At 46.2% G+C, this 14,496-nt stretch carries 16 protein-coding genes; 10 read left to right on the top strand and 6 right to left on the bottom strand.

Annotation, left to right across the window (positions count from 1 at the left end):
• Nucleotides 1-178 precede the first annotated feature (178 nt).
• Complete coding sequence (locus ACZ5PW_RS12275; RefSeq protein ID WP_464554008.1) at nt 179-598, bottom strand: hypothetical protein; 420 nt, start codon at nt 596-598, stop codon at nt 179-181.
• Nucleotides 599-830: 232 nt separating this feature from the next.
• Between ACZ5PW_RS12275 and ACZ5PW_RS12270 the strand changes: the two genes are divergently transcribed.
• The 9 genes from ACZ5PW_RS12270 (at nt 831) to ACZ5PW_RS12230 (ending at nt 8,414) form a co-directional block, all read left to right on the top strand.
• Nucleotides 831-1,091, top strand: a complete 261-nt coding sequence (locus ACZ5PW_RS12270) for a DUF493 family protein (protein WP_464554005.1) — start codon at nt 831-833, stop codon at nt 1,089-1,091.
• Nucleotides 1,092-1,355: 264 nt separating this feature from the next.
• Complete coding sequence (gene ileS / locus ACZ5PW_RS12265; RefSeq protein ID WP_464554002.1) at nt 1,356-4,172, top strand: isoleucine--tRNA ligase; 2,817 nt, start codon at nt 1,356-1,358, stop codon at nt 4,170-4,172.
• 115 nt (nt 4,173-4,287) lie between these two features.
• Complete coding sequence (lspA, locus tag ACZ5PW_RS12260; protein WP_464553998.1) at nt 4,288-4,776, top strand: signal peptidase II; 489 nt, start codon at nt 4,288-4,290, stop codon at nt 4,774-4,776.
• A complete protein-coding gene (gene lgt, locus ACZ5PW_RS12255; RefSeq protein ID WP_464553995.1) occupies nt 4,757-5,512 on the top strand; it encodes a prolipoprotein diacylglyceryl transferase in 756 nt (251 codons plus the stop codon). Before lspA ends, lgt begins: the two co-directional genes overlap by 20 nt.
• Complete coding sequence (locus ACZ5PW_RS12250) at nt 5,512-5,748, top strand: PLD nuclease N-terminal domain-containing protein (RefSeq protein ID WP_464553992.1); 237 nt, start codon at nt 5,512-5,514, stop codon at nt 5,746-5,748. Before lgt ends, ACZ5PW_RS12250 begins: the two co-directional genes overlap by 1 nt.
• Nucleotides 5,738-6,661, top strand: coding sequence for a tol-pal system protein YbgF (gene ybgF, locus ACZ5PW_RS12245; RefSeq protein ID WP_464553989.1), 924 nt, complete (start codon nt 5,738-5,740; stop codon nt 6,659-6,661). Before ACZ5PW_RS12250 ends, ybgF begins: the two co-directional genes overlap by 11 nt.
• A gap of 16 nt (nt 6,662-6,677) precedes the next feature.
• The gene (locus tag ACZ5PW_RS12240) at nt 6,678-7,106 is read left to right on the top strand and encodes a 4Fe-4S binding protein (RefSeq protein WP_464553987.1); all 429 of its coding nucleotides are present in this window, start codon (nt 6,678-6,680) and stop codon (nt 7,104-7,106) included.
• A 13-nt stretch (nt 7,107-7,119) separates the two neighbouring features.
• The gene (locus ACZ5PW_RS12235; protein ID WP_464553983.1) at nt 7,120-7,632 is read left to right on the top strand and encodes a hypothetical protein; all 513 of its coding nucleotides are present in this window, start codon (nt 7,120-7,122) and stop codon (nt 7,630-7,632) included.
• A gap of 44 nt (nt 7,633-7,676) precedes the next feature.
• On the top strand, nt 7,677-8,414 hold the full coding sequence (locus ACZ5PW_RS12230; RefSeq protein WP_464553980.1) for a protein phosphatase CheZ: 738 nt from the start codon (nt 7,677-7,679) through the stop codon (nt 8,412-8,414).
• 70 nt (nt 8,415-8,484) lie between these two features.
• Here the strand turns inward: ACZ5PW_RS12230 and ACZ5PW_RS12225 are convergent, their stop codons facing one another.
• Nucleotides 8,485-9,591 (bottom strand): M20/M25/M40 family metallo-hydrolase, encoded by a 1,107-nt coding sequence (locus ACZ5PW_RS12225; protein ID WP_464553975.1) that lies wholly within the window; start codon nt 9,589-9,591, stop codon nt 8,485-8,487.
• A gap of 267 nt (nt 9,592-9,858) precedes the next feature.
• Here ACZ5PW_RS12225 and ACZ5PW_RS12220 point away from each other — a divergent pair, with 267 nt between their 5' ends.
• A complete protein-coding gene (locus ACZ5PW_RS12220) occupies nt 9,859-10,425 on the top strand; it encodes a lectin-like protein (protein WP_464553972.1) in 567 nt (188 codons plus the stop codon).
• Nucleotides 10,426-10,500: 75 nt separating this feature from the next.
• On the opposite strand, the gene ACZ5PW_RS12215 is transcribed toward ACZ5PW_RS12220, so the two are convergent.
• The 4 genes from ACZ5PW_RS12215 to ACZ5PW_RS12200 form a co-directional block, all read right to left on the bottom strand.
• A complete protein-coding gene (locus ACZ5PW_RS12215; protein ID WP_464553969.1) occupies nt 10,501-10,758 on the bottom strand; it encodes a HypC/HybG/HupF family hydrogenase formation chaperone in 258 nt (85 codons plus the stop codon).
• A gap of 23 nt (nt 10,759-10,781) precedes the next feature.
• On the bottom strand, nt 10,782-11,267 hold the full coding sequence (locus ACZ5PW_RS12210) for a HyaD/HybD family hydrogenase maturation endopeptidase (protein ID WP_464553965.1): 486 nt from the start codon (nt 11,265-11,267) through the stop codon (nt 10,782-10,784).
• Between the two features lie 409 nt (nt 11,268-11,676).
• Nucleotides 11,677-13,386, bottom strand: coding sequence for a nickel-dependent hydrogenase large subunit (locus ACZ5PW_RS12205; RefSeq protein WP_464553962.1), 1,710 nt, complete (start codon nt 13,384-13,386; stop codon nt 11,677-11,679).
• 59 nt (nt 13,387-13,445) lie between these two features.
• On the bottom strand, nt 13,446-14,393 hold the full coding sequence (locus tag ACZ5PW_RS12200; RefSeq protein ID WP_464553959.1) for a hydrogenase small subunit: 948 nt from the start codon (nt 14,391-14,393) through the stop codon (nt 13,446-13,448).
• Between the last annotated feature and the right edge of the window lie 103 nt (nt 14,394-14,496).

The raw sequence follows: 14,496 nt of genomic DNA, 5'->3' as shown, positions 1-14,496 counted from the left end.
TCGATACTTGAATCAAAAGTAATTTTCCACCACTATAATGTTAATTTTTTATCTTTAAAGCTACTGATTGTGCCCCAAAAGCCGTAGGTGGAAATATAAAACGAAACGGGCCTGCCGAAAGAATTCGACAAGCCCGTTTCTACGATTAAGGACTGAAAAATGAGAAACAAATATTAAATCAGCTGAAAAGCCTCAAAGGTGGTTTAGATTCTTTTTTGGGTCTGCTTTTGTGGATTACATTTCCGGTAGGCATTTTAACAAAAAGATTCTGGCAAGAATAGCACTCCCAGTGCTTGGAACGCTCCTGCAATCTTATAAGGACACCATCACGGTCATAACACACCTGGCAATATGGACCTGTCTTTTCAGAGTCTTCATCAATCCAGTATTTCTGACCGTCGAACTCCATACACTCTGCAAGATCCAGTATATCTGCGACTTCTTTTATTTGTGAGCGCAGCTCTTTATTTTCATTATACAGTTCAAGATAATCTTCCTGTATAATCTTGAGAAGTTTGGTTGCATCAGCATCTTTATTCTCATGGAACAATTCAAGTACCCTACGAAAATTTGCTGCGTGTAAATTTCTTTTCTTCATTTTCTATGTCCTTGTTTAATTACTGGTATAGAAAGCTGTCTGGTTTACATATCGGCAGGATGCTTCGGTTCCTTTAGAGATATATGTATTTTTTTTCATACCATTGACAGGGGTAGTAAGCATTCCTATATGAACACTTCACAATGTACGCCCTCTGGGGAAAATCAGATTCAGCTACAACTGAAAATATATACAAAAACAGATACAACAAAATTCATAACAAGGTAATAACATGCAACAATCACTGGATAAATTCAAAGAAACTCTTGATGAGCACCATGAATGGCCTTGCGATTACACATTTAAATTCATCGTACCCGCAAAGTCGCTCGCAGAGCTCAAATCCATGCTTGAAGGTATTCCCCACACTGAAAAAGACTCAAAAACCGGAAAATACACCAGCGTAACCGTGATAATAAATGCCTCGTGCGCTGATGAAATAGTGACTCTCTACCAGAAAGCCGCTACCATTGATGGACTCATTTCATTATAGGATGAAACAACAAGTCCGGGTTGACTTCCAAAGAGGCTTGTTTCAAGATAACGCCGCTCTTTTTCGAGCATTTTTATTTTTCAAAGTTTACGCCAGTAAGGTTGTTTAATTTTCCACAGAAGACGGAACACTGTTCTTATTCACCATAACAAGTTGAAATTAAAGTCCTTGTTTTTGAACATCCGTATTCAGGCAGCTATTCGATTAGACAACATTTAATTCAATACCGTACCTTAAAGAGAGTTCCGGAGGACTTTTCCAGTCATGAGCGATTACAAAAAGACTCTGTGTCTGCCCAAAACAAAATTTCCCATGAAAGCCAACCTCAAACAGCGCGAGCCTGAGATGCTCAAACGCTGGGAGGAAATTTCTGTTTACGACAAAATGGTCGAAGCCAATGCGGATGCCGATAAATACGTGCTTCATGATGGCCCCCCGTATGCAAATGGCCATATTCACATGGGCACAGCCATGAACAAGGTTCTCAAGGACATTATTGTCAAGTCCCGCAACCTTCAGGGGCAAAAAGCCGAGTATGTACCCGGCTGGGACTGTCATGGACTGCCGATTGAGCACAAGGTTGAACAGGAACTCAAGAAAAAGAAAAAAGAACTCCCCACAACTGTTATCCGTAAGCTCTGCAGAGAATACGCGGCTAAATTTGTCGATATCCAGCGCAAGGAATTCAAACGTCTGGGAGTACTCGGAAACTGGGAAGATCCCTATCTGACCATGAAACCGGAATACGAGGCCGCTACAGCCCGTGAACTGGGACGTTTCATGGAAAAAGGTTCCGTGGTGCGAGGCAAAAAGCCCATTCACTGGTGCTGCTCCTGCCGTACAGCCCTTGCAGAAGCGGAAGTTGAATACGAAGACCATTCTTCCCCTTCTATATATGTAAGATTTCCGCTCAATGATGAGAAAGTTCTCAAGGCCCTGCCTGATGATGTTTCTTCAAAGGTGGATCTTTCCCGTACATATGTATGCATCTGGACTACTACACCCTGGACAATCCCCGACAATATGGCCGTGGCTGTCCACCCCGAATTTGAATATTCAGTTACCGAAGTAAACGGTGATATTTACATTCTCGCAGAAAGACTTCTGCCTGTATGCGCCGAAGCTTTCGGATGGGAAAGCTGGAACGTACTGGCTACTGTAGAAGGCCAGAAGCTTGAAGGTGCTGTGGCCAAGCATCCTATTTATGACCGTGAATCCCCGATTGTACTGGCCGACTACGTGACTCTGGATTCAGGTACCGGTTGCGTTCATACCGCTCCCGGCCATGGTCGCGAAGACTTTGAGACAGGCCTGCGTTACGGTCTTGAAGTCTACTCTCCCATGAACAACGATGGGGTTTTTCTAAAAGATGTTGAGCACTTCGCTGGTCTCAACGTATTCGAGGCCAACCCCAAGGTAATTGAAAAGCTTGAAGAACTCGGAAACCTCCTTGCTCAGGAAAAAATATCCCACTCCTACCCTCATTGCTGGCGCTGCAAGGAGCCTGTAATCTTCCGTGCGACCACTCAGTGGTTTATCTCCATGGAAGAAAATGATCTGCGCACCAAGTCGCTCAAGGCTATCCGCGATGATGTACAGTGGATTCCTGCATGGGGTGAAGACCGAATTTTCAATATGATCGAAAATCGCCCGGACTGGTGTATATCCCGCCAGCGTAACTGGGGCGTGCCCATTATCGCGCTCATCTGTCAGGACTGCGATGAAGTATACAATGATCCTGAATGGGTCTTTTCCGTAGTGGATGAATTTGAAAAGCATGAGCGCGGCTGCGACTACTGGTTTGAAAAATCAGTTGAAGAAATCGTTCCGGAAGGTCTGAAGTGCCCCAAATGCGGCGGCAGCCACTGGGCCAAGGAAGATGACATCCTTGACGTATGGTTCGATTCAGGAACCAGCTTTGCCGCTGTAGTGGAAAAACGTCCTGAGCACCGTTTCCCTGCCGACCTTTATCTTGAAGGTTCCGACCAGCACAGGGGATGGTTTCACAGCTCCCTGCTCGCTTCCATGGGAACCCGGGGTGTCCCTCCATACAAAACGGTAATGACTCACGGCTACGTTGTGGACAAGGATGGCCGCAAGATGTCCAAATCCATAGGCAACGTCATTGCGCCCCAGGAAATCATCGACCAGCACGGTGCAGAAATTCTGCGCATGTGGGTTTCCGCTGTGAACTATCAGGAAGACGTGAGGATCTCTGATGAAATCCTGAGCCGCATGGTTGATACCTATCGCCGCGTGCGCAACACCTGCCGCTACATTCTCGGAAACCTCAACGGATTCAACCCCGAGACCGATGCGGTATCACCTGCAGAAATGCTGCCCATTGACCACTTTGCTCTTGATCTGGTCAACCGTCAGCATGAAGTAATCCAGAAGGCATACACCAAGTTCGAGTTTCATAAGGTATACCATACCCTGCACAACCTCTGCACAACTGAGCTGTCGGCCTTTTATCTGGATATCATCAAGGACAGACTCTACGTCTCAGGTGAAAAGAGCCTTGAAAGACGCTCAGCTCAGACCGTGCTCTGGCAGACAATGCTCATGCTGCTCAACGATATGGCCCCCATTCTTTCCTTCACCGCGGAAGAAGCATACTCCTACCTGCCGGAAGAAATGAAAGATGATGCTGAAACCGTTTTTGCAATTCGCCCCGAACTGCTCAAACCTGCTATCGATGATACGGAACGCAGGAAATGGGAACTGCTCATGGCAGTCCGCACAGAGGTAACTAAAGCTATCGAGCCCCTGCGCCGTGAAAAGGTCATCGGCCATTCACTTGATACCAACATCACTCTTTTTGTCAGCGATGAAATCATCGAAGCAATCAAGCTGATCGAAAGACGCGAGTTTTTCATTGTATCAGGTGTAGAAATCAAGCCTCTTTCGGAAGCTCCCGAAGATGCGGTCAGACCTGAAGAACTTGAAGGTCTGGCAGTAAAGGTGGCAAAAGCCGAAGGCGAAAAATGCAGTCGCTGCTGGAGATATGACACTCTGGGCACAAATGCTGATCATCCAGAACTCTGCCCGCGCTGCGCATCAGTTCTTGCAGCTGAATAATTAAGTCAGCACTTAACCGAAATCAAATGCCCCCGTTTTCCTCATGAAGACGGGGGCATATTTACAAGTGTGGCTTGAAGTGCCAAGGTGGATTTCAGAACATAAAGGATGATTGATGAGAAAATATACTTTGTCCGGAATTATTGCTGTATTCGTCCTGATTGTGGATCAGCTCACTAAAATAGCTGTCAGAGATAAAATGGAGCTCTGGGCATCAGATGTGATCATACCCGGTTTTTTTAATCTGGTGCATGTAGTGAACAAAGGAGCGGCTTTCGGTTTTCTGAACCGGGCAGATATCAGCTGGCAACGCACTTTTTTTATAGCAATAACTTTTGTTGCCATGGGAGCTATCGGTTTCCTGCTCAAATCCACTAAAAAGAATGACTACTTTCAGATTGTGGGACTGGCCAGTGTTTTGGGTGGAGCCATCGGCAACCTCATTGATAGAATCCTTTACCATGAGGTAACTGACTTTCTTGATTTCTACTACGGTTCCTACCACTGGCCTGCTTTCAACGTTGCAGACATCGCTATATGTGTCGGCGCATTTGCAATGATCATATCTCTTTACAGGAATAAAGATGAATCCGATTCTGTTTAACATAGGCTCCATTGAAATATACAGCTACAGCGTATATCTGACCGCCGGCTGCCTTCTGGCTATGGGATGGGCCATGCGCGAAGCCCGTTACCGGGATCTGGACTTCAGGCTGGTTCCCATGGCAGGGATCATAGCTATTTTAAGCGGCATATTAGGAGCAAGAGCACTTTATGCCGCTTTATATCCTCAAGAATTCAGTGAAGACCTGCTGAAGATATTCCATATCTGGAACGGAGGACTTGTGTTCTCCGGTGCGATTATCTTCGGGTCTTCGGGAGGAGTTCTATATCTCAAGTCTCAGAATCAGAAAATTCTGCCCTGGCTGGATTGTTTTGCTCCGGCGATGGCTCTCGGGCAGGCAGTCGGACGCCTCGGGTGTTTTTTCGCAGGCTGCTGCTACGGTAAGCCCACTGATCTTCCATGGGGAGTAACCTATAAAAACCTTGAATCCCTTGCCCCTCTGTTTCAACCACTGCACCCGACACAAATCTACCATTCCCTGGCAGGATTATTGACATTTGCCATCCTGCTGGCGGCTAAAAGATTTATTAAGGCAGAAGGCAGAATAACAGGTTTATTCCTTGTGTTGTTTTCTGTGTTCAGATTTACTATTGAATTCTTCAGGGCAGACTACAGAGGTCACCTAGGTCCTGTAAGCACGACCCAGTTTATAACACTTGTCTTTTTTTCAATTGGTATTTACCTGTTATTCATACATAAAAAAAGGAGCTTTTAATGTTCTTCGGAGAAGTCCCAAATCTTCCACTTGAAACCTGGATCATCATCCTCGGCAGCGTTGGCGTTTTCGCCGCTATGACTCTGTTTGCCATCTGGGATGCTTTCCAACGGGAATTTCCTTCGAACATGGAAAAAGTCGGCTGGATACAGCTCTCAATTTTTATTCCCTTTTTGGGCTGTCTGGCTTACTTTATTCTCGGTAGAAAAAGGGGGAAAAAATACAATGCCGATTAATCTGAAACATTCAGTTATCGCCGCCCTTATCGCATTGCCGATAGCAACAGGGCTAGGTGGCTGTGTCACCACTTCCGACATGGACAAATTGCGTATGGAAGTACGCCAGACCAGAGCGCAACTCAATAAAAGAGTAGACACACTGGATCAGGACTTTCAACAGTCAAAGCAGCAGCTTAAAGATGAAATTGAGACCTCCAGTTCACCCATGCAATCCCGTCAGGCAGACATGTATGCTGAAGTCAATGCGCTGAAAATGCAGGTGGCGAAGCTCCAGGGAACAGTAATCGCCATGTCTGAATCAGTTGCTAATATGGAGTCCGGTGACACCAACAGCACTGTGTCGCTCTCAGAACTTTCCGAGAAAGTAGAAAATATGAGACTGGCCCTTGAAAGCCAGCTGGCAATAGATCTCGGACTGATCAAAGCCACCGCACCCAAAGACAAGGCAACCGAACAGGCTGTAGCAAATGCCACTGCCGCAGTCGGTGGAATTGCTGCAGTTGTTGCACCTGAACCCAAAAAAGCCGATCCGGTTGACCCGGCACAGGCACTTTATGACAAAGCTCTCAGTCAGTTCAAGGAGCGTAAATATAAAGATGCAATCCGGGACTGGGCCGAATTCACCAAGACTTTCCCCAAACATAAGCTTGTTCCCAATTCCATTTTCTGGGAAGGTGAATCTTACTACCAGCTTGGAGACTACGCCAACGCAGCTCTGAAATATCAGGTAGTGATTGCCAAACACTCCAAAAGCAACAAGTACAGATCAGCTCTGTTGAAACAGGGCCTGTGCCTCATTAAACTGGGCAAGACCAAATCCGGTCGCTACATTCTGGAAGATCTGGTCAAGAAAGCCCCTGATTCCGCCGAAGCCAAGCGGGCTAAATCAATTCTGAAAGACCTAAAATAAACAAATGGACAAAGACATGTCAGAAAACAAGACTTTCAACAAAATTATCCACCTTTCATTCCCTTCATCCGTATCCGGCCGCCCGGTGATCTGTAACCTGGGAAAAATCTACAATCTCAGCTTCAATATCCTTAAAGCGGACATCAACCCAAGACTTGAAGGGAGCCTGACTCTTGAAATTATTGGCCTTGAGGAAGATTACCACAAAGGTATAAATTACCTTAAAGAAAACGGAATCAAGCTGATCCCTGTAGCCCAGAAAATTGCCAGAGACGATGAGTCATGCATGCATTGCGGAATGTGTCTGTCCATGTGTCCTACCGGAGCACTTTCGCTTGATCAGGAAACCCGTCTTGTCATTTTTGATCTTGACAAATGCACAGCCTGCGGACTTTGCACGAAAGTCTGTCCTGTCCGTGCTATGGAAGTAGACCCACAGGACTGATCCGGGAGCTTTTATGGACCGCTCAGAACATTTTGCAAGTGTCAAAACACGAATAAAGGGACATGGACGCTTTTGCTCTTCTGCAGAGGAAGAGCCTCTTTTTCGTGGTTCCGGCGGTCATAAAAGTCATCCTGCGGAAGATCTTGATGATTCCAGAGTTCCTGAATGGCTTAAGGTTTACGTGACTGAACTTGACCGCAAGCTTGATCAGTTACTTGGAGTTCAGAGCAAAAAAGACCTTATACTTGACTTTCCCATTACATTGGAAATTATTGAGCTGTCCGGAAACAGAATGACTTTTCGAACTGGAAATGAAATAGAGGAACCATGTTTCATGGAAGCAGTTCTTGAAATTGAACAGGTTCCTTTAAAGCTTGTAGGGGCACTTGGAAAGATACGCCCCGGACCTGAACAAAGCATCTGGGTAATGGATTTTACCAAAATCAGGGAACATGATCTTGAATCCATTATACAGTTTGTATTCAGTGAACAAAGAGAACAGATCAGGGCAGTCCGTCTGGGTTAGCCCGAATATTCAAATAAGTTTGAAGGAACTCAAAGGAGTGGGTTGTGATTAATGATGATCAGATAGTGCGGGAAATGATGGAAAAGGTTTCTGATGACCTTGCTCACAGCCTAAAAGAAAGCATAGCACAGGCTGTACAAAAGGAAATATCCAAAAGCATGTCCCAAACCCTGCTTGAGGGTGAATTCTACCGCCGGATCAACATTGACCTGCAAAACGGACTCCGGGATATCTATCAGGAAGTTGCCAAGGCCAAAAAAGGACCGGCAGGGACTCATGTTTCAGTATCAGTAGAAGCTAACCCTGATGATTTGTTCAATGAAGCATCCGACCAGTTGGATGCGATCATGCGAACCACAGAGAAAGCAACTCAGGATATTATGGACATCCTAGAAAAAACGCAGGAGACTCAAGCAGCCCTTGCAAATATCATTAAAGCATTCGAGTCCGGCGGGGTTAAAAAAGAGCAAAGGGAAAAACTGGCCGATATCAACAACACTCTCGGTGAAGACATCATGACTATCATGACAACTCTTTCTTTTCAGGACCTTACTGGTCAACGCATTAAGATCATCATCGACACAATCAAGAGTGTTGAAAAAATTGTCCTTGATCTCTACATGTCCACCGGACTTAAGATCAAAGCCCGGGAAGAAGCTCCGGAGAAATCTCTTGCAGAACTGGATCAGGAAACTCAAACAAAAATGAGCGAACTGAAAGGTCCTTCTGAAGCAGCCGATCAGGGCGATGTCGACGACCTGCTCTCTTCATTGGGACTGTAGAATCTTTTTTTCACAATCACCAAAAGAGGCTGCCATTTGACAGCCTCTTTTTTTATCTCAAAAATGAAAATTATCCTTTCATGATCTCCGCGACAAATTCCGCGCAACCAGTCAGGGATTTAATTTCAATAAACTCATCAGTTGTATGAACCTTGCTCATACCAATGCCCAAGGTTACCGCATTGTATCCCTTACCATAAAGGATATTTGCATCACTTCCCCCACCGGTTGAGACACGACTGGGCTCAACTCCGATTCTCCTGCAGCACTCCTCAACCCTTTCAAGAATCGGAGAATCATCAGCTACATGAAGTGCTGGATATGAAATTTCGTATTCAAACCTGTAGTCGCCACCGATCTTTTTAACAGCATCACTGCAACATTTTTCCATATGCTCAAGCTGTGCGTTCAAAGATTCATCCTGTGAAGAACGGGCTTCCGCCGTAACGGTAACGGTGTCAGTAACAATGTTCGTAGCTGCCCCACCCTCAATGCGACCCAGATTGGCAGTAGTATTTTTGCTTATACGCAGAAGATTCATGCGAGAAATGGCTTCGGAAGCAATCTGAATAGCACTGATACCATCCTCGGGAGCAATGCCTGCATGAGCCGATTTACCAAGAAAAGTCATCTTTATACCCGCCTTGGCAGGAGCTTCAACAACAATAGTACCAGGTGCTCCGCTGGAATCCAGAATCACAACATCCTTCACAGGGAGAAGCGAAGTGTCCATATTCTTTGCGCCGTGCATTCCGGATTCTTCGCAAATAGAAAAGACAAAATATATGTCAGGGTGACCAATGCCCTCTTCTTCCAAATGGGTCATAGCTTCGATGATCATTGCAATACCGGCCTTATCATCGCTACCAAGTACAGTATCTCCTGCACTGCGAACGATATCACCATCAACTATCGGATCGACACCAATACAAGGCTGAACACAATCCATGTGTGCAGAAAAAGCGACTGGCGTGCCGTCACCTTTTCCGGGGACTTTAACAATCAGATTCCCGCAGTTTCCACCGCAAGCTTCACCTGCTTTGTCTTCCCATACCTCATACCCTTTTTCTTCCATTTTTCTACGCAAAAAAGAAGCGACATCCTTTTCCTGCAAAGAAGGACTGTCAATGCGTACCAATTCCAGAAACAGTTCCAAAACACGTTCTTTATTTATCATAATATCTCCAATAAGACTGATTTTTTCGGTTTGAATAATTAACACTTAACAAATGGGATGAACAGGATAAATATTCACTGCCTCAAAATCGAAGCCTATTATCTTATTTTTATAAAAATATATAATATCTTTCCAATGAATTAGGACCGCTCACTTATGCTAAAGCCTCAACGAACCGCCTTTTCCGCCGATTATACTTGATATGACTGTCAGAATCGGTTAATTTCATACTAATACATTGGGATAATAATCCCTGGGGAGGGAACGATGAGAAAGCAATCCACTTTATTCGTGGCTATTTTGCTGATCGCCTTTCTAACGGCTCCAGCAATGGCTTCAACCTTCAAGTTTGGCAACTCAGAATACACCCTTGTTCAGTCCAGCGGCATTCAATGGGAAGATGCAAGGATTGCTGCTGAGGCAGCAGGAGGCCACCTTGCCACAGTCACCTCTGCTGAGGAAAACAGCTTCTTTAAGAGTGTTGTTTTCAAGGACTTGAGCAAGGCATACTGGCTCGGTGCATTCCAGACTGGAGACGAAGACAGACAGACTCCCACCGCCAACTGGAACTGGGTGACAGGTGAACAATGGGCATATACCGACTGGTCATCCGTGGAACCAAATAACTCCCGTCTTAATGAAATTTATCTAAGTGCTGATTCCAGATATAATTTCAAGTGGAATGACGAAGGAGCTGACGTTGCAGGGCAGATCAACGGTTATGTAATCGAAAAGCCCTTGTCCGCACCAACTCCGATTCCGGGGGCTATATGGCTGCTGGGAGCTTCACTTCTTGCTCTATTCGGTTTCAAGAGAAAGTTCAGCACCACTTAGCCACAAACTGTAATTGCAAAAAAGAAATCCCGGCAACCTTGAGGCTACCGGGATTATTATTTATTATTCAGTGAGCTAGAAATTACACGTTTCCGCCCCTTCTCCCTCGGTCAACTTCACCATATCTCTTAAAATTTTCAGTGTCTCTTCCGCTTCCTTGGGATCCAGTTTACGCAGAGCAAATCCTGCATGGACAATGAGATAATCCCCAACCTCGACTTCATCGGCTAAAAGCATAAGTGAAGCATCAAGAAAGGTTTCTCCTTCACCCACACGGCACTTTGCTACCTGATCTTCAATTGACTGAATCTCAACAGGAATAGCTAAACACATGAAATCACCCCTTTATCATAAATTTAAGCCAGCTTTTCAAAACTTCCACCCGCAGCGGAGACTTCTTCCAAAACTTTTTCCATCATAAACGGCAGACGATTCAGAGTTACATCAGAAACTTCATCATGCATCGTATGGTAATCCTTCGGCTCGACACCGATCACCACACATTCAGGACGCCGGTCACACAATTCACAGAGAACCATCGTATCCAGAAGGTCAGTCTGATGCATTGAATCCTTAAAAGCCAGACTCCTACGCAAATCTTCTCCTGTCAAGCGATAAACCGAACCGGGCTCATCGCCCCCAAGAACGGCATCAACAACTATCAGAAAATCACATTCCATCATGGGGCCCATTAATTTGGTGCCAAGAGTCCCACCGTCCATAAGTTCGACATTAGGCGAAAAAGAGTAAAGCTTTTCCAACTCCGTAACAACTTTGACTCCAATTCCCTCATCCGTGAAAAGGATATTTCCAACACCCAGCACCAGAATTTTTTTATCCATAGAGTTGTCTCCGGCGGCCCTCCGGGAGTCTTGAGGAGAAGCTTTCAAAAAGCTCCCGATCTGGATCTCCCTTCAAAACCTTTTAGCGGGCTTTCGCTGAGCCCCTGTAAATATTTCCACCCAGACTATACATTCCCTTTCCAATCCTCATAGCTCAACTCAAGATAGAATCACAACAAAAAAATAAATATTACTCATAAATACCGAACTATTGCAAAAATCAACAAGGCGTGTTGAGCCGCAAAATATACAATCGACCTAAATTAATATTTAAGAAATCCAGAAGAAGGCCGAAAGTATTTTTTCAACCAGCAGCCTAAAGAAATCTAAATTATATCTCTAAGTGCCAAAACAAATAAAAAAGGAACCCGGGCAGCCCGGGTTCCTTTTAATACTTGATTCAGGTCTGCTAGAGAACCTTAAACTTGTGAACTTCGTTTGTCTGAGCATCAATGACGTGTACGCCGCATGCGATACAGGGGTCATAGGAATGAACAGTACGCAGAATTTCAACAGGACGTTTCGGATCTGCAATGGGAGTACCCATGAGAGCTTCTTCGACAGCAGACATCTTGTTCTGATTACAGCGAGGACCGAGGTTCCATGTTGAAGGAACAACGAGCTGGAAGTTTTCGATCTTTCCGCCCTTGATTTTGATCCAGTGAGACAGGCCGCCGCGGGGAGCGCCGACAAATCCGACACCCTCTGCTTCATCAGGCATTTCCCAATCAACTGCGAGATCAGTATTGCCGGAAGCCACATTGTCTTCAAGGTTATTAACCCATTCAGCCATTTTCTTACCGACAACAGCAGTTTCAATACCGCGGGCAGCAGTACGGCCAAGAGTCGAGAAGAGAGCTTCAGGTCCAACACCGAGAGCACCGAGAACGTTATTGACAACAGGAACGAAATCTTCATGCCCTCTTGCGTAAGCGGTAAGAACATGAGCCAGCGGACCAACCTCCATGGATTCGCCCTTATAGCGGGGAGCTTTCATCCATGAATAACGGTCACGGTCTTCGTAGCTGGTGTACTTGGGTTCGGTCACACCGTCATAAGGATGCAGTGAGGAATCACCGTTGTACCAGCTGTGTCTGATGTCTTCCTTGATGGAATCAGGGTTGAAGTCGCCTACATTGGAAAGGTCGCGATTCATGATTACACCCTGCGGGATGTACCGGCTGCTGATATCGTCTTCCTTGCTCGGGAATTCACCGAAGCTCAGGAAGTTGTGGGTTCCACCGATACCTGCCCAGTCTTTATAGTAGGAAGCAACCATCAGCAGATCGGGAATATAGCACTCATTAACGAAAGCGAGAGTTTCGTTATAAAGATCCTTGAATTCCTGAATTCTTTCCTTGGAAAGAGAATCGTAACAGGTTACGCCGCCGACGATGGTAAACTGGGTATGCGGGTTCTTGGCTCCGAATACCGCCATTGCGCGGGCTGCTTTAACCTGAAGATGGAGACCTTCAAGGTAGTGAGCTGTTGCAATCAGGTTTTCTTCAGGTTTCAGATAGTATGCATCATGCCCGCCAAGGAAGTAAGCGTTGGTGAAGATACCGAGCTGACCGGAATCGACAAAAGCTTTAAGCTTTGTCTGAACCGCTTTCAGGTCTTCAGCCTTGGTTACCCGTGAAGACTGGCTGTTTGCGATTGCAGCAGCTTTAACAGGATCGGCCTGCAAAGCACTTACAACGTCAACCCAGTCCAGAGCGTGCAGATGATAGAAGTGCACGATATGGTCATGCAGATACTGGGAAGCCATAACCAGGTTACGGATGATTCTTGCATTTTCGGGGAGATTCTTATCTACGCCGACAGCGTTGTCCACCGCGCGAGTGGATGCCAGTGCGTGCACATAGGTACAGACACCGCAGGAACGCTGGGTAAAGTGCTGAGCATCTCTGGGATCACGGCCCTTGAGAATAATTTCAAGACCGCGGAAGAGCTGGGAGGAGCTCCAGACATTACTTACTTTACCGTTTTCAACTTCCACTTCAATTTTGAGGTGCCCCTCAATACGGGTAAGCGGGTCAACGATGACCGGACCGGTATAATTTTTATCGAAAGGGGTCGCCATTACAGCGGGACCCGATTTTGCCTTGCAACCAGACATATACAATCCTCCAATAAGAACTGATAATTAGTTCAATAATCTTTTTAACAAGCGCCAGCCTAGTATGGTTCGTAGAACGGGCTCATTTCATCCCAGAAGTCGGGTTCACTGCAGCCGATGCAGGGGTGGCCGGCTTCAACGGGCCAGTTAGTCTGGTTAAACTTGACTTTCGGACAGTTGTTATAGGTATCCGGTCCCTTACAGCCCAGTTCGTAAAGACAGTAGCCTTTTTTCGCTTCTTCAGATGCAAAGGAAGGAGCAAACTCATCAGCATCAAAGTGCTTGAGTCTTGGGCAGTTATCATGAACGGATTCACCATAGAAAATAACCGGACGGCCATCACTGTCGAGTTCGGGAACTCCCTTGGTGAGATAGTGAACTACAGTTCCTACAAAGTTGAAGGGGTTGGTCGGGCAACCGGGCAGGTTCACGGTTGTCACGCCACCGAGAGCGGCGGAAACACCTTTTGCCTGTGACGGGTTGGGAGCAGCAGCCTGAACGCCACCGTAGCAGGCACAGGTACCTATGCAGATAGTAGCTTTAGCATTAGGTACGATCTCCTCAACGATCTCAAGCATGGTCTTACCACCTACTTTACCCCAGGCACCACCATCAACTGTGGGGATACCACCCTCTACAACACAGATATAACCTTCCGGGGAATGCACTGCTTCATGCAGAGCCTCTTCCGCGGCATGCCCTGCGGCAGCCATGATGGTTTCGTGGTAGTCAAGGGAAATAGTGTCAAGAATAAGAGCATCGATGTAGGGAGAAACAGTACGAAGAACAGCCTCTGAACAGCCTGTGCATTCTGCTGCATGCAGATAAACAACAGAAGGACGCTTCTTCTGGGTAAGGGCTTCTGCCACAGTTGGCGCAAAAGCAGTGCCCATACCCATCGCGGCAGCAGTTGTCGCGCAGAACTTCATGAAGTCGCGGCGGGAAACGCCATTCTGCTCAAGGCGTTTTTCCGCTCCATCCTTTCCGAGTCCCACAGAGAATTTCATAAAAACCTCCATCCTCTAATTAAAGATCGCGGGTTTTACCCCTGGCCCCGATTTTCGATCCGGGTCCGGAAACATTTCCAGGCCAAAGTCGGGACACAAACTT

The sequence above is a fragment of the Maridesulfovibrio salinus genome (genome assembly GCF_055394525.1).
This window is presented reverse-complemented; position numbering and strand designations above follow the sequence as displayed.

What these genes read in the sequence shown, in the direction of transcription:
- ACZ5PW_RS12220 (WP_464553972.1), top strand. Translation starts at nt 9,859, where the DNA reads ATGAGAAAGCAATCCACTTTATTCGTGGCTATTTTGCTGATCGCCTTT.
- lspA (WP_464553998.1), top strand. Translation starts at nt 4,288, where the DNA reads ATGAGAAAATATACTTTGTCCGGAATTATTGCTGTATTCGTCCTGATT.
- lgt (WP_464553995.1), top strand. Translation starts at nt 4,757, where the DNA reads ATGAATCCGATTCTGTTTAACATAGGCTCCATTGAAATATACAGCTAC.
- ACZ5PW_RS12250 (WP_464553992.1), top strand. Translation starts at nt 5,512, where the DNA reads ATGTTCTTCGGAGAAGTCCCAAATCTTCCACTTGAAACCTGGATCATC.
- ileS (WP_464554002.1), top strand. Translation starts at nt 1,356, where the DNA reads ATGAGCGATTACAAAAAGACTCTGTGTCTGCCCAAAACAAAATTTCCC.
- ACZ5PW_RS12235 (WP_464553983.1), top strand. Translation starts at nt 7,120, where the DNA reads ATGGACCGCTCAGAACATTTTGCAAGTGTCAAAACACGAATAAAGGGA.
- ACZ5PW_RS12240 (WP_464553987.1), top strand. Translation starts at nt 6,678, where the DNA reads ATGTCAGAAAACAAGACTTTCAACAAAATTATCCACCTTTCATTCCCT.
- ACZ5PW_RS12270 (WP_464554005.1), top strand. Translation starts at nt 831, where the DNA reads ATGCAACAATCACTGGATAAATTCAAAGAAACTCTTGATGAGCACCAT.
- ACZ5PW_RS12275 (WP_464554008.1), bottom strand. Translation starts at nt 598, where the DNA reads ATGAAGAAAAGAAATTTACACGCAGCAAATTTTCGTAGGGTACTTGAA.
- ybgF (WP_464553989.1), top strand. Translation starts at nt 5,738, where the DNA reads ATGCCGATTAATCTGAAACATTCAGTTATCGCCGCCCTTATCGCATTG.
- ACZ5PW_RS12210 (WP_464553965.1), bottom strand. Translation starts at nt 11,267, where the DNA reads ATGGATAAAAAAATTCTGGTGCTGGGTGTTGGAAATATCCTTTTCACG.
- ACZ5PW_RS12215 (WP_464553969.1), bottom strand. Translation starts at nt 10,758, where the DNA reads ATGTGTTTAGCTATTCCTGTTGAGATTCAGTCAATTGAAGATCAGGTA.
- ACZ5PW_RS12205 (WP_464553962.1), bottom strand. Translation starts at nt 13,386, where the DNA reads ATGTCTGGTTGCAAGGCAAAATCGGGTCCCGCTGTAATGGCGACCCCT.
- ACZ5PW_RS12225 (WP_464553975.1), bottom strand. Translation starts at nt 9,591, where the DNA reads ATGATAAATAAAGAACGTGTTTTGGAACTGTTTCTGGAATTGGTACGC.
- ACZ5PW_RS12200 (WP_464553959.1), bottom strand. Translation starts at nt 14,393, where the DNA reads ATGAAATTCTCTGTGGGACTCGGAAAGGATGGAGCGGAAAAACGCCTT.